21 protein-coding genes are annotated in these 22,258 nt (G+C 29.7%); 13 read left to right on the forward strand and 8 right to left on the reverse strand.

Annotation, left to right across the window (positions count from 1 at the left end):
• Positions 1-52: 52 nt before the first annotated feature.
• Positions 53-2,893: an FtsK/SpoIIIE family DNA translocase gene (locus AJ932_RS06800; RefSeq protein ID WP_070278572.1), complete on the forward strand. Its 2,841-nt coding sequence runs from the start codon at positions 53-55 to the stop codon at positions 2,891-2,893.
• Between the two features lie 85 nt (positions 2,894-2,978).
• Here the strand turns inward: AJ932_RS06800 and rpsO are convergent, their stop codons facing one another.
• Positions 2,979-3,251 (reverse strand): 30S ribosomal protein S15, encoded by a 273-nt coding sequence (gene rpsO / locus AJ932_RS06805; RefSeq protein WP_002852579.1) that lies wholly within the window; start codon positions 3,249-3,251, stop codon positions 2,979-2,981.
• Positions 3,252-3,425: 174 nt separating this feature from the next.
• Between rpsO and AJ932_RS06810 the strand changes: the two genes are divergently transcribed.
• From AJ932_RS06810 to AJ932_RS06830, 5 genes are read left to right on the forward strand one after another with little or no spacing between them, the layout of a single operon-like run.
• Positions 3,426-3,836 carry an Rrf2 family transcriptional regulator gene (locus tag AJ932_RS06810; RefSeq protein WP_002861509.1) on the forward strand — a complete coding sequence of 137 codons (411 nt, stop codon included), beginning with the start codon at positions 3,426-3,428 and terminating at the stop codon, positions 3,834-3,836.
• A complete protein-coding gene (gene flhA, locus AJ932_RS06815; RefSeq protein WP_002852599.1) occupies positions 3,823-5,997 on the forward strand; it encodes a flagellar biosynthesis protein FlhA in 2,175 nt (724 codons plus the stop codon). The genes AJ932_RS06810 and flhA overlap by 14 nt, the downstream gene beginning before the upstream one ends.
• Before the next feature lie 8 nt (positions 5,998-6,005).
• Positions 6,006-7,052 (forward strand): DHH family phosphoesterase, encoded by a 1,047-nt coding sequence (locus AJ932_RS06820; RefSeq protein ID WP_002861508.1) that lies wholly within the window; start codon positions 6,006-6,008, stop codon positions 7,050-7,052.
• Entirely contained in the window at positions 7,036-7,278 is a 243-nt protein-coding gene (locus tag AJ932_RS06825) for a hypothetical protein (protein WP_002852415.1), read from the forward strand. Before AJ932_RS06820 ends, AJ932_RS06825 begins: the two co-directional genes overlap by 17 nt.
• The gene (locus tag AJ932_RS06830) at positions 7,275-7,907 is read left to right on the forward strand and encodes a hypothetical protein (protein WP_070278574.1); all 633 of its coding nucleotides are present in this window, start codon (positions 7,275-7,277) and stop codon (positions 7,905-7,907) included. The genes AJ932_RS06825 and AJ932_RS06830 overlap by 4 nt, the downstream gene beginning before the upstream one ends.
• On the opposite strand, the gene AJ932_RS10560 is transcribed toward AJ932_RS06830, so the two are convergent.
• Positions 7,895-8,035, reverse strand: coding sequence for a hypothetical protein (locus AJ932_RS10560; protein WP_002861506.1), 141 nt, complete (start codon positions 8,033-8,035; stop codon positions 7,895-7,897). The two genes, AJ932_RS06830 and AJ932_RS10560, sit on opposite strands and share 13 nt — an antisense overlap.
• Before the next feature lie 202 nt (positions 8,036-8,237).
• On the opposite strand from AJ932_RS10560, the gene AJ932_RS06840 reads away from it, so the two are divergent.
• Complete coding sequence (locus AJ932_RS06840; RefSeq protein ID WP_044779283.1) at positions 8,238-9,224, forward strand: c-type cytochrome; 987 nt, start codon at positions 8,238-8,240, stop codon at positions 9,222-9,224.
• 34 nt (positions 9,225-9,258) lie between these two features.
• Here AJ932_RS06840 and AJ932_RS06845 read toward each other — a convergent pair whose 3' ends face one another.
• The 4 genes from AJ932_RS06845 to AJ932_RS06860 all read right to left on the reverse strand — a co-directional run bounded on the left by AJ932_RS06845 (position 9,259) and on the right by AJ932_RS06860 (position 13,402).
• On the reverse strand, positions 9,259-9,900 hold the full coding sequence (locus AJ932_RS06845) for a thiol:disulfide interchange protein DsbA/DsbL (RefSeq protein ID WP_002861504.1): 642 nt from the start codon (positions 9,898-9,900) through the stop codon (positions 9,259-9,261).
• 83 nt (positions 9,901-9,983) lie between these two features.
• On the reverse strand, positions 9,984-11,846 hold the full coding sequence (locus tag AJ932_RS06850) for an aryl-sulfate sulfotransferase (protein ID WP_044780497.1): 1,863 nt from the start codon (positions 11,844-11,846) through the stop codon (positions 9,984-9,986).
• Positions 11,847-11,945: 99 nt separating this feature from the next.
• A complete protein-coding gene (dsbI, locus tag AJ932_RS06855) occupies positions 11,946-12,743 on the reverse strand; it encodes a protein-disulfide oxidoreductase DsbI (protein ID WP_044780496.1) in 798 nt (265 codons plus the stop codon).
• Positions 12,740-13,402 carry a thiol:disulfide interchange protein DsbA/DsbL gene (locus tag AJ932_RS06860; RefSeq protein ID WP_070278576.1) on the reverse strand — a complete coding sequence of 221 codons (663 nt, stop codon included), beginning with the start codon at positions 13,400-13,402 and terminating at the stop codon, positions 12,740-12,742. Before AJ932_RS06860 ends, dsbI begins: the two co-directional genes overlap by 4 nt.
• Positions 13,403-14,027: 625 nt before the next feature.
• Here AJ932_RS06860 and AJ932_RS06865 point away from each other — a divergent pair.
• The 6 genes from AJ932_RS06865 (at position 14,028) to AJ932_RS06890 (ending at position 20,463) form a co-directional block, all read left to right on the forward strand.
• Positions 14,028-15,092, forward strand: coding sequence for a tyrosine-type recombinase/integrase (locus AJ932_RS06865; protein WP_002861500.1), 1,065 nt, complete (start codon positions 14,028-14,030; stop codon positions 15,090-15,092).
• Positions 15,082-16,866 carry a bifunctional chorismate-binding protein/class IV aminotransferase gene (locus AJ932_RS06870; protein WP_044794263.1) on the forward strand — a complete coding sequence of 595 codons (1,785 nt, stop codon included), beginning with the start codon at positions 15,082-15,084 and terminating at the stop codon, positions 16,864-16,866. Before AJ932_RS06865 ends, AJ932_RS06870 begins: the two co-directional genes overlap by 11 nt.
• On the forward strand, positions 16,863-17,429 hold the full coding sequence (locus AJ932_RS06875; protein WP_070233344.1) for an anthranilate synthase component II: 567 nt from the start codon (positions 16,863-16,865) through the stop codon (positions 17,427-17,429). Before AJ932_RS06870 ends, AJ932_RS06875 begins: the two co-directional genes overlap by 4 nt.
• A gap of 126 nt (positions 17,430-17,555) precedes the next feature.
• Entirely contained in the window at positions 17,556-17,984 is a 429-nt protein-coding gene (fspA2, locus tag AJ932_RS06880; RefSeq protein ID WP_070233343.1) for a flagellum-secreted nonflagellar protein FspA2, read from the forward strand.
• A gap of 65 nt (positions 17,985-18,049) precedes the next feature.
• Positions 18,050-19,306, forward strand: a complete 1,257-nt coding sequence (gene murA / locus AJ932_RS06885) for a UDP-N-acetylglucosamine 1-carboxyvinyltransferase (RefSeq protein WP_070233342.1) — start codon at positions 18,050-18,052, stop codon at positions 19,304-19,306.
• Positions 19,303-20,463, forward strand: coding sequence for a molybdopterin molybdotransferase MoeA (locus AJ932_RS06890; protein WP_070233341.1), 1,161 nt, complete (start codon positions 19,303-19,305; stop codon positions 20,461-20,463). Before murA ends, AJ932_RS06890 begins: the two co-directional genes overlap by 4 nt.
• 21 nt (positions 20,464-20,484) lie before the next feature.
• Here AJ932_RS06890 and lepB read toward each other — a convergent pair whose 3' ends face one another.
• Both lepB and folD read right to left on the reverse strand, forming a co-directional pair.
• On the reverse strand, positions 20,485-21,333 hold the full coding sequence (gene lepB / locus AJ932_RS06895; protein ID WP_070233340.1) for a signal peptidase I: 849 nt from the start codon (positions 21,331-21,333) through the stop codon (positions 20,485-20,487).
• A 9-nt stretch (positions 21,334-21,342) separates the two neighbouring features.
• On the reverse strand, positions 21,343-22,191 hold the full coding sequence (folD, locus tag AJ932_RS06900; protein WP_052950044.1) for a bifunctional methylenetetrahydrofolate dehydrogenase/methenyltetrahydrofolate cyclohydrolase FolD: 849 nt from the start codon (positions 22,189-22,191) through the stop codon (positions 21,343-21,345).
• Between the last annotated feature and the right edge of the window lie 67 nt (positions 22,192-22,258).

The following is a 22,258-nucleotide window of genomic DNA, read 5'->3' on the forward strand; positions in this document are numbered from 1 at the left end:
AGAAGCCATTTTTACCAGCTCTACACTTGTTATTTTTTATATTTGTCTTTGTATGCTAGCACCTAGCATGGGAGAATGGGTTTACAAGGCTAATTTATTTTTATTTGGAGAATTTGGGTATTATTATCCATTTTTTTTACTTGTGTTAAATTATCTTTACTATAGAAAAAATTATAAAATAGAAAATTTTAAGCGTAGAGAGCTTTTTGGTTTTTCTTTGGCCTTTTTTTCTACTTTGCTTTTATTTTCTGTCTTTTATAGAGAGTTTGGGTATATTTTAGAAATTGTATATGGATTTTTTTCTATAATCTTAGGACATACAGGGAGTGGAATTTTTGCTCTTTTACTTTTGCTATTTTCTTTGATCTTATTGTTTCCGAAATTTGCAAAAGAAATTTTAAAAATAGAATTAGATTTTACTTTTTTATTAAAAGTAGAGCAAGCTTTTAAATCTTTACTTATGCGTGTATTTGGCGGAGAAAATGAGAAAGAAGATGTAGGTAAATCAGAACCTATGGCTCCAAAATTAAATATTTTGCAAGATAGTATTTATGAGAATTTGCAAATAAATAAAAAAGAAAAAACCAATAACTTAGAACAGATAATCAAAGATTGCAATATCAATGCAAGTAAAAATTCAATTACCACAGCTAAGGAAAACTTTGAAAAACTAAAAAATCAAATTTTAGATGAAACCATAGAGATTGATACACAAAGCTTAAAAGAATCAAGAAGTTTTGTGTATGAGCATTCTCAACAAGTGCGAAATTTCGCACAAAAGGCTAGCAAAATGAGCATTAGCCTTGATGAAGATTTTAATTTTATTTCAGAGGAAGGGGTAGATATGATTCCTGAACGTTTTTTAAAACCTAAAAAACTTGAAGATATAAAGCAAATAGATACAAATAAAAATTTAGATGAGCCAAGTTATAAGCGTAAAAATATTGAAATTCCAGTTTCTAAACAGGAAGTTAAACCAAAAATTTTCACAAAAGAGCTTGAACTTAGAGAGAATTTGATAAAAAAAGAAAAACTAGAACAAGAATACAAAGCCTATCAAAATGAAATTTTAGAAAATAAAGTAAAACAAGAAATTAAAAAATTAGAAGAATATGATGCGATAAATTCAAGCGATATTATAGAAGGGAATAAATACAGTTTTAATAACTCAAAGACAATCAAAACAGAAACAGAAGAATCAAACAAAATAAATGAAAATAAAAATCCAGATAAAGCAGACAATATCTTCGAATTTACTCCTATTGTAGAAGAGTTAAATCATCCTTATATAGAACCTACTCCTATAAAAAATATAAATGAAATAGTTATAGAAGAAAAAAATACACTCGATTTTATCCAAAATACAGAAATTAAAATCGATAATGAAAAAACAAATGATCAAGAAATTAAACTTCAAAAAGCAGTTTTAGCCAAAGAAATTGCTATTAACCAAGCTTTATTGCGTGAAATAGAGCAGGGTGAGATAGAAAAACCAAAAGATTTCACCTTGCCACCATTAGATTTTTTAGCTAATCCAAAAGAGCATAGACAAGAAATCAATGAAAGTGAAATAGATAAAAAAATTTATAATCTTCTTGAAAAGTTGCGTCGTTTTAAAATAGGTGGCGATGTTATAAGCACTTATGTTGGTCCTGTGGTAACTACTTTTGAATTTCGTCCTAGCGCAGATGTGAAAGTAAGTCGTATTTTAAATTTACAAGATGATTTAACTATGGCTTTAATGGCAAAATCAATCCGTATTCAAGCTCCAATACCAGGAAAAGATGTTGTAGGCATAGAAGTCCCAAATGATGAAATTCAAACTATTTATCTAAGAGAAATTTTACAAAGCGAAGTTTTTAAAAATGCTAAAAGTCCTTTAACTATAGCTTTGGGCAAAGATATAGTAGGCAATGCTTTTGTAACCGATCTTAAAAAACTTCCGCATTTACTCATCGCAGGAACTACAGGTAGCGGTAAAAGTGTGGGGATAAATTCTATGCTTTTAAGTCTTTTATATCGTAACTCTCCTAAAACCTTGCGTTTGATGATGATAGATCCTAAGATGCTTGAATTTAGCATTTATAATGATATTCCTCATCTTTTAACTCCTGTTATCACAGATCCAAAAAAAGCAGTCAATGCACTTTCAAATATGGTGGCTGAAATGGAAAGACGCTATCGTTTAATGGCTGATGCAAAAACCAAAAATATAGAAAATTACAATGAGAAAATGAAAGAATTAGGTAGCGAAGAGCTCCCTTTTATTGTAGTAATTATTGATGAACTTGCTGATTTAATGATGACTGCGGGTAAAGATGTAGAATTTTATATAGGAAGACTTGCGCAAATGGCAAGAGCAAGTGGAATTCACTTGATTGTAGCTACGCAACGACCTTCTGTTGATGTTGTAACAGGGCTGATCAAAGCGAATTTGCCAAGTAGAATTTCTTATAAAGTAGGGCAAAAAATTGACTCTAAAGTTATTTTAGATGCTATGGGTGCTGAGAGTTTACTTGGAAGAGGGGATTGTTTATTTACTCCTCCTGGAACAAGCTCTATAGTGCGTTTGCATGCGCCTTTTGCAAGCGAATTTGAAATAGAAAAAATCGTGGATTTTCTAAAGGATCAACAAAGCGTAGAATATGATGAAAGCTTTTTAAAAGATCAGCAAAGCGTGGGTGTTACAACAAATGAAAGCTTTGATGGGGAAGTAGATGAGCTTTATGAAGAAGCCAAAAGAGTGATCTTAGAAGATGGAAAAACAAGCATTTCTTATTTGCAACGCCGTTTAAAAATCGGCTATAACCGCTCTGCAAATATTATTGAACAACTTACGCAAAACGGGATTTTAAGCGAACCTGATGCCAAAGGACAAAGGGAAATCTTGTAAGATTTTTCTTGTATTTTTGATATATAAAACTGATTACAAAAGAAGAAATTTAAAAAGAAAAAGCCCCGTAAAAAGGGCTTAAAAATTATTTATCTCTAAGATTTAATTCAGTAATTAACTTACTATAAGAATTATAATCTTTTCTTTTAAGATAAGATAAAAGTCTTTTTCTTTGACCTACAAGTTTTAGAAGTCCTAGTCTTGATGAAAAGTCTTTTTTGTAGATTTTTAAATGTTCTGTAAGTTCTGCAATTCTTGCAGTTAAAAGAGCTACTTGAACTTCTGTTGAACCAGTATCACCTGGTTTTTTAGCGAATTTCGCAACTATTTCTGCTTTTTTGGCCGAATCCAAAGCCATGATAGACCTCCTGATTGGTAAAATAATAAAATTAAAGAACTGTAATTTTATCTTAAAAAGCAAAAAATAAACTGAATTTATCCTTTTTAGAAGGTTTTGTCAAAATTTAAGTCTTTTTCTAAGAATTATTTATTATAATTACAGCTATTTCTATAGTTATAATAAGGAGAATCTGTGCTATTTACCAAAGCTAGCGAATACGCTTTACTTTCTTTAATTTATATTTCTCAAAAAGAAACACCTCAAGATGTAGATTCTTTAGCTTTAGAGCTTGATATTCCCAAAAGTTTTTTAGCTAAAATTTTACAAACTTTAGCTAAAGATGGTTTGTTAAAATCCTTTAAAGGGGCAAAAGGTGGTTTTGCATTAATCAAAGAACCAAATCAATATACTATAAAAGAAATTGTTAATAGTGCTGAAAAAAAGGATATCAGTGTATTTGAATGCAGTGGTGGTACTTGTCCAAATAATAAAGAAAAAAATTGCACCTTAATGCCTATGTTAGTAAATTTACAAAATAAAGTAGATGAATTTTTAGATTCTATTACTTTAGAAGATATTATGAAAAATAATGGCAAAAAATAAAATAGTCGATTTAGTTTTTCCTTTTTTGGGGCCTTTAATTGCTCCTGTTTTAAAAGCTAAAAGCTTAACTATTGTTGGTTTTTTAGTTTGCATTTTAGCTATTATCATAGTTCCTTTACCAAGTCCTATTTTGGACTTTTTCTTAGCTTTAAGTATAGCTTTATCAGTATTAATTATTTTAATTTCTATTTATATACCTAAACCGACAGATTTAACAACTTTTCCAACTTTAATCTTGATTATTACTTTATTTAGACTTTCTTTAAATATAGCTACTACAAGGATGATTTTAAGCGAAGGGCAAAACGGCCCTGAAGCTGTGAGTGAGATTATAGCAGCATTTGGAGAATTTGTTGTTGGTGGAAATATGGTCATTGGTGTGATTGTATTTTGTATCTTAGTATTAATTAATTTCATGGTTGTAACAAAAGGTAGTACAAGGGTTTCTGAAGTACAAGCAAGATTTACACTTGATGCAATGCCGGGTAAACAAATGGCTATTGACGCGGATTTAAATGCGGGACTTATCGATGAACAAACCGCTAGAGCAAGACGTCAAGAAGTTATTGCTGAGGCAAACTTCTATGGTGCAATGGATGGTTCTTCTAAATTTATCAAAGGAGATGCTGTTGCAGGAATTATCATAACTATTATAAATATCATAGGTGGTTTTTTAATAGGATCTTTTCAGCACGATATGGCTTTAAGCGATGCTGCATCTACCTATACTATTTTAACCATAGGTGATGGACTTGTATCGCAAATTCCAGGGCTTATTACTTCTACTGCAACCGCTATAATTATCACTCGTGCAAGCAAAGATGAGGAAAATTTTGCAGAAGGAACTTTAACTCAACTTTTAAGTGAATATCGCACGCTTTTAATAGTAGGTTTTGTACTTTTTATCTTTGCGTTAGTACCTGGTTTGCCAACTTTATCCTTGGGCTTTATGGCTTTAGTTTTTTTAAGTCTTGGCTATCTTACCAAGCAGGTTAAGGAAGGTAAAATTGATATAACCACAGTTAAAAAAAGCAAACCAAGTGCTGCAGCTGCATCTCAAAGTGGAGCAGGTGGGACAACGGCAGCGCCTGCTAAGAAAAGCGAAGAAGAAATTCTCAAAGAAGAAGAGCACAAGATTAACGACATACTCAAAGTTGAAATTTTAGAACTTGAACTTGGATACGGACTTATTAAGCTTGCTGAAAACGAACTTACAGAAAGAATTCGCTCAATGAGAAGAAGCATTGCTGAAAGTTTAGGATTTTTAATGCCAAAAATAAGAATAAGAGATAATTTAAGACTTAAACCAAATGAGTATAGTTTTAAACTCAAGGGCGTGTCTATAGCAAGTGCTGAAATTTATCCGGATAAATATTTAGCCATGGATAGTGGTTTTATCACAGAAGAGATAGAAGGGATTGCTACAAAAGAACCCGCTTTTAACTCTGATGCACTTTGGATTGATGCGAATTTAAAAGATGAAGCAACATTAAATGGCTATATAGTAATAGATCCTGCAAGTGTTATTTCAACACATATGAGCGAACTTATCAAAGCACACGCAAGCGAACTTCTCACACGCCAAGAGGTGCAAAATCTTCTTGATAAGGTTAAAAATGATTATCCAATCATTGTAGAAGGTGCTTTAGGTGTTGCACCTGTAAGTCTTATTCAAAAAATTCTCAAAGACTTGCTTAAGCATCACATACCAATTAAAGATATGCTTACTATTTTAGAATCTGTAAGCGATATAGCAGAAGTAAGCAAGAGTTTTGATATGATTATTGAACATGTAAGGGCGTCTTTAGCTAGGATGATTACAAATATGTATTTAGATGATAAAGGAAATTTGGATATTTTTATCTTAGACTCTGCTAGCTCTGCAGTTTTAATGGAAAATGTACAATTTAGAGATGGAAGTTATCACTTGCCTTTAAGTGTAGCTCAAACAGGCACTTTAGTAGATACTCTAAGGGCTGAAGTTGCCGCGGTAGCAAATGGTCGTATCAAGCCTTTTATACTTTGCGTTGAACCGCAGCTTAGAAAATTCATTGCTGATATTTGTTATAATTTTAGCATTAATATAGTAGTGTTAAGTTTTGCAGAAATTGCAGAAAATACAAATTTTAATACCGAGGGTATTATTAGGATAGAACTTTAAGGAATATAATGAAAATTTATCATCTTTCACATACAGATCTTGATGGTTATGCTTGTCAATTTGTAGTAAATTTTTATTTTAAAAATGTGAAATTTTATAATTCTAATTATGGTAAAGAAATTAATGAAAATTTTAACTCTATTATAGGCGATATAGAAAAAGATGAAAATTTCGGAAAAGCTATTATTCTAATAACAGATTTAAATTTAAATTTAAATCAATGCGAAGAATTTGAAAAAATTTGTAAAGAGAAAAATATTAAAATTTTTCTTCTTGATCATCATCAGAGTGGTGAAGAATGCGCTCAAAAATATTCTTGGTATTTACTTGATTCTAAAAGATGTGCAACTAAAATCGTTTATGATTTTTTCTCTAAAATCTGCACCCCAGTTTTAAAACTTTCAAAATTTGTTGATGTAGTTAATGCTGTTGATATTTGGCTAAGCGAGGATGAAAATTTTGAACTTGGAAAGGTTTTTTTAGGCTTGATTGCCAATGCAAAAGAAATAAATCGCGTGATGTTTAAAGAATCGCAAATTGATTATATGTTTTTCTTGCTTGATAAGGCTTGGAAATTTATAGGAAAAGAAAATGCGAATATTTTACTCGATAATGCTACTCATTTTATAAAAAAGGATTATTTTGCCAGAAAAAATGATGATACTCTTTCTAATTTAATTTCTTATTTTGTAGTTGAAAAACTAAGTGAGCTAAAAGAAAATTTCAGTATAGAATATGAAGGCCATAAAGGCATCTTAACTTCAAATATAGGCAATACTTCTGTTATTGGAAATGATTTTTTAGTAAAAAATCCTGATTATGACTTTTTTATTGATGTTAGTTCTAGAAAAACCTTAAGTTTTCGTGCAAATGGAAAAATAGATGTAAGTTTAATGGCTAAAAATTTAGTAGGTGGTGGTGGACATAAAAATGCTAGTGGTGGACTTTTTGCGACATTTAAAGATGGAGCAAATTATAATCATATTAAGGCTCAAATTATTGATTTAATTAAAAGCAAAGAACTTAAAAAGGAAAACAATGAATCAAAACAATAATAAAACCTTAAAAAATGAACTAGAAGATTTACAATATGAGCTTAGCATAGTTTTAGAAGCTATGCTTTTATACGCTGGAGTTAAAAGAGAAAAATTAGAAAATGCAATAGAAGCTTATATCGATAATATAGATAATGTGCTCGAAAATTCGAACAAAGAAGGGGTTGATGAAATTTTAGAAGTCGTGGAATTTCTAAAAAATAAATACAAAGATTTTTTTCAATGAAAAAGTGTATTTTATTTTTTTTTAGTTTATATTCTTTAAGTTTTGCTAATATTTACGAAAAATTAAATGATTTTGCTTATGAAAAAAAACCGAACAAAGATTTTAAGATTCAAGAAGTTAAATTAGTACAATTTTCACAAGAAAATAAAGATTGCCTTGAGCTTTTAATAGAAGCTGGTCAAGTTAGAATTTTAAATAGCTATAACTCTTGTCAAAAATTATCTAAAGATAAAAGTTTTCAAAAATTTCTTAATGAAGATTTTTTAAAACTTTATAAAAATAATGGATACTTGATTAATGAAAATTTACAAAATTTGAAAAATACCATGCAGGATATTATGATATATTATAAACTCCGATATTCTTTTAGTAAAGATGTAAAAGATATGAGTAAAGATAGGAATTTGGATGTTTTAAATATAGATGAAAAAGATGGTGGTACTTTGCTTTATAAAATCAACAATCAAGCTTGCGTTGGAATAGAACTTACAAGACATGACTCAAGAATGGCTATGAAAATATACGGAATAGAAAATTTGGATAAAGAGTGCAAACTATTTATCCAATCGCCTTCTTTTAAAGATCTTTCTTACACAAAAAAAGATTTTAAGTGGTATTATTTAGAATAAATAAATGCTTTAATTTTTAAATAAAAATTTTTAAAAATCGCACTTAAAGTAAAAGTATCTTGCCTTCCAAGATTTTGAAAAACGCAGTTATCTAAGTCTTTTTTTTCTTGAATGCTTAAATTTTTCATTAAACCAACCTTTAAAAATATTGCAAACTTCAATTTTATCAAAAAAAACTTTATTTTTATTTTAAAGTTTTAATTATAAGGCAAATAAATATTGTTTTAAGAATTTGAAGTTTTTTATTGAAATATTATTAACTTTTATTGACTTTTTTGAAGCAAAGTTATATACTGAATTCGAATTAGACAAATTTAAGGAGGAAAAATGATGAATAAATTTTCTATAGTTTTAACTTTGTTGTTATGTGGAAGTTGTGCTTTAGCCTTAGATCCAAATTTGGAAAAAACTAAGAGTGCAACAGGTATTGATCTACCTACTGCCAAATGGAATTTACCTAAGGCTTTAAATGAAGATGGTACCATAGATGAAACTAAAATGCCAAAAAATTCAGAATATAGCAAAATGGTTATTTTGGGAAATAAAATTCTTAATGAAACAAGTAAATATGTAGGTCCACAGGCCAAAGATCCTAAAAAAAGATTTGCGGGAAATAATCTTTCTTGTTCAAGTTGCCATGCTAATGGTGGAAGTGTACAAAATCAATCAGGTTTTGTAGGAATTTGGGCAAGATTTCCACAATATAATGCCAGAGGAGATAAAGTAATTACCTTAGCAGATAGGATCAATGGCTGTTTTGAACGCTCTATGAATGGCAAAAGAATGCCTAGTGATGCGCCTGAAATGAAAGCCATGCTAACTTATATGCAATGGTTATCTCAAGGAGTTCCAGTAGGAGCTAAGATAGAAGGGCAGGGGCTTAAGAAGATAGATTTCATCTCGAGAGCAGCTGATCCTAAAAAAGGTAAGGCAATTTATATGGATAAATGTGCCGTTTGTCATCAAGAAAATGGATTAGGACTTAAAAATGAGGATAGTGCAGGGGCGTATTATCTTTATCCACCACTTTGGGGCAATGATAGTTATAATACAGGAGCTGGAATGTATCGTCTTATCAAAGCTGCTTCTTATATTAAAGAAAATATGCCTCAAGGTGCGCCTGACTTAAGTCTTGAAGATGCTTATGATGTAGCAGCTTACATGAATTCACAAGCTCGTCCTATTAAAGCAAATAGAGATAAAGACTTTCCAGATAGAAAGGTTAAGCCTTTAGATATGGATGTAGGACCTTATGATGATAGCTTTTCTACAACCCAACATCGCTATGGACCTTATACAAATATGATCAAAAAATAATTTTAAGGCAATTTTTATTGCCTTAAAAAATTTATTATTTCATATTGCTTAATTTTTTAACTAGATCTTCTAAATCTTGCATCGAATTGATTGCACTTGGGTTAATTTGATATTTTCCATTAACAACAAAAGCAGGGGTGCCATAGGTTTTAGCTATATCATTAGCTCTTTGAAACTCGCTTAAAATTTCTTTAGCTTTTGGGGTATTTAAAAAATTTAATACTTCATTTTTATTTACATTCATAGCCTTTAAACCTATGTCGTAAAATTCATCTAAATTCGAAAAATTTCTTTGCTTGTTTAAAAAATAAGAAACAAAATAAACATCAGCAAGTTTATGAGATAAACTATCAGAATAACTCGCGTCTTTACCATTTTGCTCATCTTTGTATTGAGCAAAGGCAAAAAGCTCATTCATTTCTTTGGAAAAATCTCCATTCATTAAACTTACAGGATAGAGTTTAAAATGTAAATTTGGAAAAGCTTCTCTTAGTTTTTCAAGGGTTCCAAATTTATGATGATTATAACAATGTATACATTTATAAGAAAATGCTTCTATTACACTATTTTCGGAGTTGGGTAAATTTGGATTAAGAGTAATAAAACTATTATTTGCTAACGCAAAACTTGAGCAAAATACAAGCGCTAAAACAAATTTGCAAAAAAAATTACGCATACTATATCCTTGATTAAATAAAATTTTCAAAGATAATTTTATTTAAAAAAAATAAATAAGCCCAAATTTATTTTTGGGCTTATTTATTTTTTAGGATTGAATGCTTGATCAACACTAAAAGGCATTGCTTGATAACCCGTGCCTGAACCGCTAAATTGAATTTGAACCGAAGGCTCCTTAGCACCCCAGTTAAATTCATCAATTTCAGGTTTTGGTTCCCCAAGACTTACACCTTTGCTAAGATCAAAAGCCATTCCAGCTGTTGCGCTATAAACCATAATAGAATCTTTATCTGGTTCATATTGAGTTAGAGAAGTTACAGGAGAAAACCATTCATTTCCACGATTTTTACCATATTCCCAAATTTGTTCCACAGTTTTATTTTGCTGATCGATTTTATAAATTACAGCACGAGAATATTTTTGACTTGCAAACGCAGGTTGTTCAGCTCCTCTTGCATCACCATTATCAAAAACACTTATATAAATATAACGCTTGTTTGATTTACTATCAATTCTCCAGCCTGTATGTTGCGTCCAAGTGAAATCAAATCCACCATTGTCATTTTCATAACCTGGGCATTTGCTATAATCATCATCACAAACAATTTTTTTGCCATTTTTATCTACAGGTTGCAATAAATATTTTTGAAATTCTTTATTCCACCCTTTATGTGCCCCTAAAATCCATTTTATTTTTTTATCACGACCAATTTTAACAACAGCACTTTGATGGCGACTAGAAATAATAATACTATCATCACTTGGATCATAATCAACGCTATTTACATGAGCCCAATTCCTACCTATACCTGTACCTGCTATATCTCCAAATTTGTCGCTTTCATCCATTTTGGCAAGTTCTTCATCACTTAAAGTTTTACCCGCTTTGCTTGCATCTATATTTAAACACACTGCACCTTGATCTAAAGCTTTGATAATAGTACTTCTATAAGGATCTAAAATCTCATACAATCTCCAATCATCAACAACATTACCATTCTCATCTACTTCTATAATAGTATCACGCACTGTGCGTACATGCTTACCATCTGGACGCAAAGTATTTGCTGAAGCTACTCTTAATAAATAATGCCCATTTTGCATATTGTCCATAGCATGAGAAAAATCTATATAGGTAGCAGGTAATTTGCGATTGAAAATTTCTCTTCCTAAGATATCGTATTTTACATATCTTTGACCAAATCCCCAAGTTAAAGCTCCATCTTTGTTTTGATGAAAACCCATCATAATTCCACGATTGTAAATATTATCCCAGTTCATTAGTTTATCGTTATCAAAATACCATCTGATTTCACCCTTAGTATCTATGATAAAGACATTTGAATTTTCATCCCATTCCATAGCACCACCTACAGGATTATTCCATACAGATTGTGAGCCTTTGCCAGATTGTTTTCCAGGAGCATTATTTACTAAATATAGCCTATCTGAAAATTTTGGATCCATTTTTAATACTTTCACATTTTCAAAAGGAGTTCCTCTTTGATCAGTACTTCCACTTGGTTCTATGCTAACCCCTGGAGTTGTAATTTTATAAATCTCATCAATGACTTTTTGACTTTTACCATTTGCAGTTTTAGTATAACTTACCTTTACTGTATTTAAATAAGAAGGATAAAGTCCAAAAATAGGAATTCCACCATAAGTCTTAGCCATTTTAGAATTCACATTATAAGAAATAGTTTGACCATTTGGTTTAGGAACAATGGTTACTTTTATATCACTTAAGACATAACCATTATCCATAATAATAGCGGTCAAAGGAGACAATCCATAAGGATTCATTTTAATCACACCTATTTGTCCTTGAATTTGCCAATCTATTTTCGCTCCACTAGGACCACCCATGGCCATTAAAGCATTAGGTGCAAGTAGGGTAGAACCCGCCAAAAGTGCCATACAAAGAGTTTTGCTAAGTCTCATGATCAATCCTTTAAAATTATTTAAGCCATCCTAAGATAGCTTAATAAAATTTTAATAATACACAACAAAAATAATTTGTTGTGTATTTTAAGAGTATCTTTAAATGACTTGATTTAAATGATTTAAACTAGCTATATTTTGATTTGGATTTTTTGGTTCGCCTATAAATTTAAGCACCAAAACCAAAATAACAATCACCAATGCAAAAATTTTAGCATTAGGTTTATTTTTATCTAAAACATAGGCTATAAACATTGCAAAAAGCACAATAAAACAACATAAAAATGCTATAAGACAGCAAATTGCCATATTCATAAACTTTAAACTAGGAATCAAATACCAACCATTGCTATAAAGCCCATTTTCAAAATTAGGTGGAGTTCCTATAAAAAATTTTTGAAAAGCATTAAGATGATTATAAGCATTTTCTGGAACTACAGGGGTATCCATCCCACATTCTCCTGTTGGCAAAAACCAACTAGGAGCCCACTCATGCAAAGGTAAATTAAATGGATAAATAGGAATTTCACGACATCCATCTACACCTGCAAAAGGATTTTCAGAATGAACCACTTCATGAATATGATTTAAAGTTATACAATGCTCCAAGCCAAGCCAAATTCCATAAAAAGCTAAGCCATAAGAAAAAATTTTTATAATATTATTTTTAGGGTTGATTAATGCAATCATACCACCTATAGCCATAACAAGCATATCAAATCTTATATACACACATTGTTCGCAAGGTTCCATAAAAAGATATTCTTGAAATAAAAAATGCGCTATACAAGTAAGCCCTATAGTAACTATAATCAAAATTAACCAAGGTTTGCGCGTATCTTGCCATTTAGAAATTGAAAAATTTCTGCAATTATCTTTCATTTTTATACAACTCATTTTTGCTTGCTAAGTTCTTTAGTAATTTCAATCAAAGCCTCTGGAGAGTTGATTGCACTTGGAATGATTTGATATTTTCCATTAACAACAAAAGCAGGGGTGCCATAATTTTGCGAAATGGGATTGGCAATTTCATAACTTTTTAAAAACTCTGCAGCCTCTGGAGTTTTTAAGAAATTTTCCAAATCAGCTTTACTTACATTCATTGCCTTTAAACCGACACTATAAAAAGCTTCAGGATTTTTACCATTTTCCCATCTTTGTTTTTTCTTAAAATATGCATTAAAATAAGCTTCAGCAACTTTATGAGTTAAACTGTTTTTATCCGTAGGATCAATTTTATTTACACCATCCTTAAATGCCGCAAAAGCAAAAATTTCATTAGCTTGCTTTCCATAATCTCCCATAGAACTTACAGGATAAAATTTATAAGTTAAATTAGGTAATTTTTCTTTAATTTTACCCATGGTGTTAAATTTGTGATGATCATAGCAATGAGTACAGCGATAAGAAAAAATTTCAATCAATGAATTATCAGCGTTAGTAATAGGATTTTTAAGAATTACATATTCTTTACCTTCACTTAATGCACTAGCACTTATACCTGCTAAAAAAGCACATACGACAATAGATCTTGCTAATTTTACTGGAAATTTCATTACCTTCTCCTTGAAATTTGGTTTTGATAAAACTTTTTATTAAGTTTTTGTGTAATAAATATTATAAAACTATTAAAATAAAAATATTCTTAAAAATTTTATAACTAAGAATATTTACTTTAACTAAAAATCAAGAATAGGGGATTAAAAAATTGAATGCACAAGTTATCATTTTTATATATATTTTGATAATAATATAAAATAATTTAATTTTTAAATATTCTTTATAGTTTTCAAGAAAAGTAAAATATAATTTTAATTTACAAAATAAAATTATCAATTTTTTACATTATATTTTATGGATAAGTTTATTTCACTCAAAAGGTAAAATCATAAAAGTATGTAAAAATAGTAGCTTAATCTATATCAAAGTAGAATAATCTAGGTGTATATAAAAAAGTTTGAAAATTACAGTTTTCAATACAAAATTATAAATTTTACATATTTTTACCTTTTATCATATCTTTTTATGATTGATATAAGATTTATTTAAAAAAATATTTCAATCTTTTTGGCTTGCATATAAAAACAAACTTTTTCCTAAAAAAGCTTTTTTTTACTAAGTTAATACTAAAATACCTTTTCTAGTTAAAAAGCTAAAATTTTAGATTTAGGAAAAGTTTTTATGAAATACCCTTTAGATTGTGAAGAAAATTTTGAAAAATCATTCTTATTTTGGCTAGCAAAATATGTAAAATTTAAACTCAACTCGCTATCTAACAAAGAATTAAAAAATCCACAAGCTTTAGCAGAAGTTAATTTTGCTCTTGCAAAAGGTGTAAAAAACATTGAAGAACTTGACGCTCTAGCAAAAAAAGCAAGAAATGCTGGTTTAAGTGGAATTAATACTTATTTTAATCCTTTAAAAAAAGTATTTGAATATTTAAATTTTTACAAGCTTTACTCTTTAAAACAGATTGATGAAGAACTCATTGTAGAAGTTTTAGCAAGTATAACAGGTGCTTTATCAGATGCAAGTAAAAAAAATTACCGTATTGCTGTGATTAATTTTTTTGATTTTTTAGACAAGCAAAATGAAGAAGATGAAAAAGCGCATATTTTCAATATCAATCTTAAAAACTGGGCAGGTATAGCGGGTTCTAAAGGGGTAAAATTACCTGAATTTATGAGTGAAGAAGAACTTAAAAAATTTCTTGATGCTATTGAAAATGCAGATTTTAAAAACAATACCATACGCAATAAACTTATTATTAAAATCATCATTTTTACAGGCATACGGGTAAGCGAAGCTATCAATATCAAAATGGGTGATATTAGCGAAGAAAACGATCTTTATATCATAAGAATAAGAGCTAAAGGCAATAAATATCGTGTTGTAATGATAAAAAAAGAACTTATTTACGATTTGCTTAAAAATGTAAGTATTAATTATATGAGCAAAGACGCCCTGCTTTTTGTCAATAAAAAAGGCACTCCACTGACCCAATCTTATGTCAGTCGCATAGTAGAACAGCTTTTATTTCGTGCAGGAATTCGCAAACAAAAAAATGGTGCTCACATGTTGCGTCATACTTTTGCCACCCTACTTTATAAAAAGCAAAAAGATTTAATTTTAGTTCAAGAAGCTTTAGGACATGCGAGTTTAAATACTTCAAGAATTTATACTCATTTTGATAATGATAAATTAAAACTTGCCGCACAGGTTGCAAAGGAATTAAGTGACTCTTGAAAACTATGCTGTTTTTGGTGGATATTTTTACTATGATTTAAAACACACTTTAAAAGCCTTTAACCACAAAGAAAGTAAAAAGTGCTTTAAATTTATAGAAAAATATAAAAATGATTTTTATATTTTAATGCTTGCTGATTATGAGCTATATAGATATTTTCAAGATAAAAATTTCACAAGTAAAAAAGCTTATTTGTCTATATTTGCTTTTAAAAAAAGAAAAAAATTTCAAAAAGAAGATATTGATGAAGAAAAATTTATTCCTGAATTTATAAATTTTTTAGATCAAGATAATTACAAAGAAAATTTCATCAAGGTTAAAGAGGCAATCTCCAAAGGAAGAGTTTATCAAATCAACCTCACTCAAAATTTTAAATTTCATAGCAAAATGGATTCTTTTGAACTTTTTAAACTTTTGCTTTCTAGACAAAATACTGAATTTAAAGCTTTTATAAAAGATGAAACAAGAGAAATTTTGTCCTTCTCACCTGAACTTTTCTTCAAGACCAAAAAAAGAAAAATATTTACAAAACCTATGAAAGGCACAATTAAGCGTGATAAAGATCCTATAAAAGATGAAGAAAATAAAACCTTCTTGCAAAATGATACAAAAAATCTAAGTGAAAATGTTATGATTTGCGATCTTTTACGCAACGATCTTTCAAAAATCATCACAAAAAAAAGCTTAAAAACCAAACTTTTTGAAATTCAAAGTCATCCTACTTTACATCAAATGACTTCAAGCGTACAAGGAAAACTTAAAAAAAATATTTCTTTATATCAAATTTTTAAAGCTCTCTTTCCTTGCGGTTCTATTACAGGTGCTCCAAAGCTTGAAAGTATCAAATTTATTAAAGAATTAGAACAAAGAGAGCGTGGTATTTACTGCGGAACCATAGGTTTAATACACAAAAATAAAAATAAATTTAGCGTAGCCATACGCACCTTAGAAAAACAAGATGAAATTTATACTTATAGCACGGGTAGTGGCTTGGTTTGGGACTCAAATTTCAAAGATGAATTTGAAGAATTAAAACTTAAAAGCGCGATCTTAAATCCTTGTGATTTTCATCTTTTTGAAACCATGTATTTTAAAAATTCTCAAATTTTATTTTTAAAAGAACATTTATTAAGGCTTATAAATTCAGCTCTTAAATTTAATTTTAATACTCACAACATCTTTAAAGATTTTTATAATATTTTAAATCAAAAAAATTCTTATAAAGAATATCAAAATTTTACACTTTTTAAACTCGATGAAAAAATTTTCCATAAAAAACACTCTTTATTTTATAATTTTCCCCTACCCTTTAAAAATCCACACAAAGAAGGAATTTTAAAGCTTATTTTATACAAAGACGGAAGATACGAATTTCAACAAAGTGCCTTAAAACAAAATTCAAACGATATTTTGCTTTTAAGTGATGATAAAATTAACTCAAAAAGTGACAATCTCTATCACAAAAGCTCTTTGCGTACTTTTTATAATCAACACTCATACAAATGGCATCAAAACTTGTGTTATGACATAGCTTTTTTTAACGAAAAAGATGAACTTTGCGAAGGTTCAAGAACCAATCTCATCTTAGAAAAAAACTCTCAATTTTATACTCCACAAATTCAAAGCGGTATGTTAAATGGCGTATATAGAAATTTCTTAATCAATCTTGGTTTGATAAAAGAAAAAGCATTATTTAAACAAGATTTATTTGAAGCAGAAAATATTTATTGTATTAATTCCGTGCGTGGTTTAAAAAAGGTAAAATTACAATGAAGAAAATTTTATTTATAGATAATTATGATTCTTTTAGTTATACCATCATCTATTATCTTAAAGAACTTGGTTTTGAATGTAAAGTGATAAAAAATGATACCTTTAAAAAAGCTAAAGAATTAGAAAAATTTGATTTCACTCATCTTATCATCTCTCCTGGCCCTCATTCTCCCAAGGAATCTAAATTAAGCTTAAAAGCAATCAAATATTTTAAAAAAAATAAAAAAATTTTAGGTATATGTTTAGGACATCAGTGTATAGCTGAAGTTTTTGGCGGCAGGGTTTCTAAAATACAAAATCCCATGCATGGTAAAATTTCTAAACTTTATTTTAAAAAAGATCCTATTTTTAAGGGTATTAAAAAAGAAATTGAAATTTGCTTATATCATTCTTTGTATATTAGTTCTATGCCTAAAAAATGCAAAATTTTAGCTCATAATTCAGAAAATATTATTATGGCAATTAAACATAAAAAATATCCTATTTATGGATTGCAATTTCACCCCGAAGCGGTTTTAACTCAAAAAGGTAAAAAAATACTTAAAAACTTTATGAAGCTTTAGTCTTTTTTGCATTTAAAATATAAATATGAAAATCTAAAATAAAATATCCTTAAAATAATTATCATTAATATAAATTTATAAATAAAAAAACCGATAACAATATAAATTAATTTAAAAAGATTTAAGATGAAAATAGATACTTTGACAAAAAATTTTAGCAATTATCAAACACAAATAAACAAAGACAATGATTTGGTAAGTAATGTTCATAGTGACAATGTGGTTAAAATTCAAATTTCAGATGAAGCAAGAAGTTTAAGTCAAACAAATTCAAAAAATGAAAAAGAATATGAAATCAAAGTAAGTCAAGAAAAAATAGAAAACCACAAAGACCAAAATTCCATCCAAAGTAGCAAAGGTGGCGTAAATCCCGCATTAGAGGCTTTAATAGCAAAATTAGCTGAAATTTTAGCTAAAATTGCAGAACTTACTCAAAAAATGACAAACGCTAACGAACAAATGAAAACGACATTTCAAAAACAAATTGATGTGCTAAAATCTCAAGCAGATGTAATTCAAGCTCAAATTCAAGAACTCCAAAGCCAACAAGCTTGATTATATTTTTTCAAAAGTTTAAGAATGCTATAATGATGCATTTTTAAACTTTTTCAAGGAAAAATATGACTTATCTAGAAATCGAAGGCACAAATCATCTAAGCGGAAATGTTACAATAAGCGGAGCAAAAAATGCCGCCCTACCCTTGATCGTTTCAAGCATACTTGCCAAAAACGAAGTAAAAATCAACAATGTTCCTAATGTTGCTGATATAAAAACTCTTATATCTTTACTAGAAAATTTAGGAGCTAAGGTCAATTTTGAAAACAATAGTGCTTTATTAAACACAATCACTCTTAATCAAACTATAGCCAAATATGACATTGTGCGTAAAATGCGTGCTTCCATACTTACTCTAGGGCCTTTACTTGCTCGTTTTGGACATTGTGAAGTATCTTTACCTGGAGGATGCGCTATAGGACAAAGACCTATTGATTTACATCTTTTAGCCTTGGAAAAAATGGGGGCAAATATACAAATCAAACAAGGTTATGTCGTAGCTAGTGGAAATTTAAAAGGCAATGAAATTCTTTTTGATAAAATCACGGTTACAGGTAGCGAAAACATCATCATGGCAGCAGCTTTAGCTAAAGGTAAAACTAAACTCTTAAATGTTGCAAAAGAACCCGAAGTAGTTCAACTTTGCGAAGTTTTAAAAGACGCAGGACTTGAAATCAAAGGCATAGGTGCAGATGAGCTTGAAATTTATGGTAGTGATGGGGAACTTTTAGAATTTAAAGAATTTAGCGTTATACCTGATAGAATTGAAGCAGGAACTTATCTTTGTGCAGGGGCTATTACAAATTCTAAAATTACTTTAGATAAAGTTAACGCCACTCATCTTAGTGCAGTTTTAGCAAAACTTCATCAAATGGGTTTTGAAACTCTGATTGCAGAAGATGGTATCACCCTACTTCCTGCTAAAGAAATTAAACCTGTAGAAATCATGACAAGTGAATATCCAGGCTTTCCAACCGATATGCAAGCGCAGTTTATGGCATTAGCCTTAAAAGCTAATGGAACTAGTATTATCGATGAAAGACTATTTGAAAATCGTTTCATGCATGTAAGTGAACTTTTAAGAATGGGTGCGGATATTAAACTCAATGGTCATATTGCTACTATAGTAGGCGGAAAAGAACTTAACGCTGCTGATGTCATGGCTACAGATTTGCGTGCTTCCTCAGCCCTTATCTTAGCAGCTCTTGCAGCTAAAGGTACAAGCAAAGTCCATAGAATTTACCATCTTGATAGGGGGTATGAAAATTTAGAAGAAAAATTTAAAGGTTTAGGTGTAAAAATCACAAGGCTTGAAGAATGAAAAATATCTTTGAAACCTTAAAAGACTTAGAAAATCAAATTTCATGCTTAGATGAAAGTGAACTTATTAGCCTTGAAAAAGCAAAAGATAGAATTTTAGCTAAAGATTTATATGCTAGAAAAAATCTACCCAGTTTTGACAATGCTGCTCTTGATGGCTATGCTTTTAATTATGCTGATATCAATGAGGCTTTGGAAATTAAAGGAACTATTTTTGCAGGAGATAAAAATTTTTATACAGTTGCTAAAAATGAATGCTATAAAATCATGACAGGGGCTAAAATGCCCAAAAATGCTGATACTATCTTAATGCTAGAAGATGAGTATATAGAAGAAAATAAACTCATCATTAAAAAAGCTCCTAAACAATACAATGCCTATCGTTATAAAGGCGAAGAATTAAAAAAAGGTGAACTTTTACTTCAAAAAGGCACTAAACTTAATGATAAACATATCGCCCTACTTGCTTCTCAAGGGCTTTATAAAATAGAAGTCATAAGAAAAATTCGCATAGGTATTTTTTCAAGTGGAAATGAGCTAAAAGAACCTTGGCAAGAATGTGATGAAGAAAGTATTTATAATGCCAATGCTTTGCCTTTACTAACCATGCTTCAAAATGCTTCTTATTTAGGTATTATCAAAGATAATTTTAAAAGCACTAAAGAGGCTTTAAAAAATACAAATTTTGATCTTTTAATCACTTCAGGAGGTGCAAGCGTTGGCGAGGCTGATTTTATGGAAAAAGCTTTAGATGAATTAGGCTTTACTCCGCTTTTTAAAGGTTTAAAAGCACGCCCTGCAAGGCCTACTAAGCTTTATCAAAAGGGTAAAAATTTCGTATTGATTTTACCAGGAAATCCTATGGCAGCTTATCTTTCTTGTTTTATTTTTACTAAAAAAATCATTGATTTATTAAGTGGAAACCTAGATAATCCTTTAACATTTTACGCCAAAATGGGTATGGATTTAAAGCTTAAAAGTGGAAGAAATAATCTCATCTTAGGAAATTTAGAAAAAGATATTTTTACACCATTTAATGAAAATAAATTTGGATCTGGTATGATACTTCCACTTATTAAAAGTGAGTTTTTACTTATAAGCGAAGAAAATACAAGTGAATTAAAAAAAGGTGATGAAATCACGCTTTTAAAAATATAATGTTTGTGTTTTTCACAAACATTAGCTTAATTTATCCTCATCATCATGATCATGGATATATTGTTCATCATTTTCCAAGGTGTCAACAAAACGCCCTATCCTTTCCCAGCGAACATTTTTATCTTTATCCCAAGAGAAATATACAAACCAAGGTTTACCTACTATCAACTTATAAGGAACAGAACCCCAAAAACGACTATCATAAGAATAATCGCGATTATCACCCATCATGAAATACTCATTTTCAGGTACATCAAAAACATAAGCATTTCCGCCGCTAAAACCTATATGATTTCCAAGTTCTTTAATATAAGTTGGAGACATAGCAAAATCACCTATGCTAAGAAAGCGCAAGATATCACTTTCTATATCTTTTTTTGGATCATAATGAATGCCTTTTTGTTTATAAGGTTCTTTTACATAAATTTGCCCTCCAAGAGTAACAAGATCATTTGGATAATGTTCTTTCATAAAATCATCACCTTCATGCATTCTTACATAAAGTGTTTTATTTGCATAAACTATCCTATCTCCTCCTGTACCTACACAACGCTTTACAAAGTGTTCTTTTTCATTTCTAGGGTTTCTAAAAACAACTATATCTCCTCTTTGTGGCCCTTGTGCTTTTATCAAATGTCCATTTTTATTAAAATCTGGCAAAACAGGAATTTCCAACCAAGGAATATGAGGAGTTGGGATACCATAGCTAAATTTTTTAACAAATAAAAAATCCCCCACTAATAAGGTGTTTTTCATAGAACCAGAAGGAATAACAAAAGCTTGTATAAAGAAAAAAATCACCAAAAGAACAATAACTACAGTTCCAGTCCAAGACTGCGAAAATTTATATAATCTCTTTAAAAATTCCATAGATTTTTCCTAATTAAGTCTATTTTTAGCAGATTTAACTGTATTTTCTAAAAGCATGGCTATAGTCATAGGACCTACTCCACCTGGAACAGGAGTTATATAACTAGATTTTTTAGATACTTCTTCAAAATCTACATCTCCAACTATCTTTCCACTTTCAAGACGATTGATTCCAACATCAATAACAATCACTCCTTCTTTTACCATATCTGATCGAAGTAAATTCACACAACCTGCTGCTACTATAATCAAATCAGCCTGTCTAGTATAAAAGCTCAAATCTTTGGTTTTGATATGACAAACGCTTACTGTAGCTCCAGCATTTAAAAGCATAGTAGCCATAGGACGACCTACTATATTTGAAGCACCTATAATAACAGCGTCTTTTCCTTCTAAATCAATTTCATAAGCCCGTAAAAGCTTCATAACTCCAAGTGGAGTACAAGGCAAAAACCCAGTTTCTAAGCCTAAATTTAAATATCCTACATTAATAGGATGAAAACCATCAACATCTTTACTGCTTATAATGCTTTCAAGTATTAAATCTTTACAAATATGATCAGGCAAAGGAAGCTGAACCAAAATTCCATGAACACTATCATCGTGATTTAAGGTATTAATCAATGCCAAAAGTTCATTTTGCGTAGTATTTTCATTAAGATGATAAACTAAAGATTTAATTCCACATTCTTCGCAGGCTTTAGCCTTAGATTTTACATAAGTTTGACTTGCAGGATTATCTCCAACCAAGATAACAGCTAAACAGCTTTCAATCCCTTTGCTTTTTAAAAATTGATTTTTTTCTTTTAATTCTTCTTTAATTTTTGCGCTCAAAGCTTTACCATCAAGCAAAGTCATTATTTTCCTTCTATAAATTTAATCACTTTTTTAAAGTAAAAATTGTATCATATTAAAACTTCATTAA

The sequence above is a fragment of the Campylobacter sp. BCW_6873 genome, assembly GCF_001762365.1.
Lineage (GTDB): Bacteria > Campylobacterota > Campylobacteria > Campylobacterales > Campylobacteraceae > Campylobacter_D > Campylobacter_D jejuni.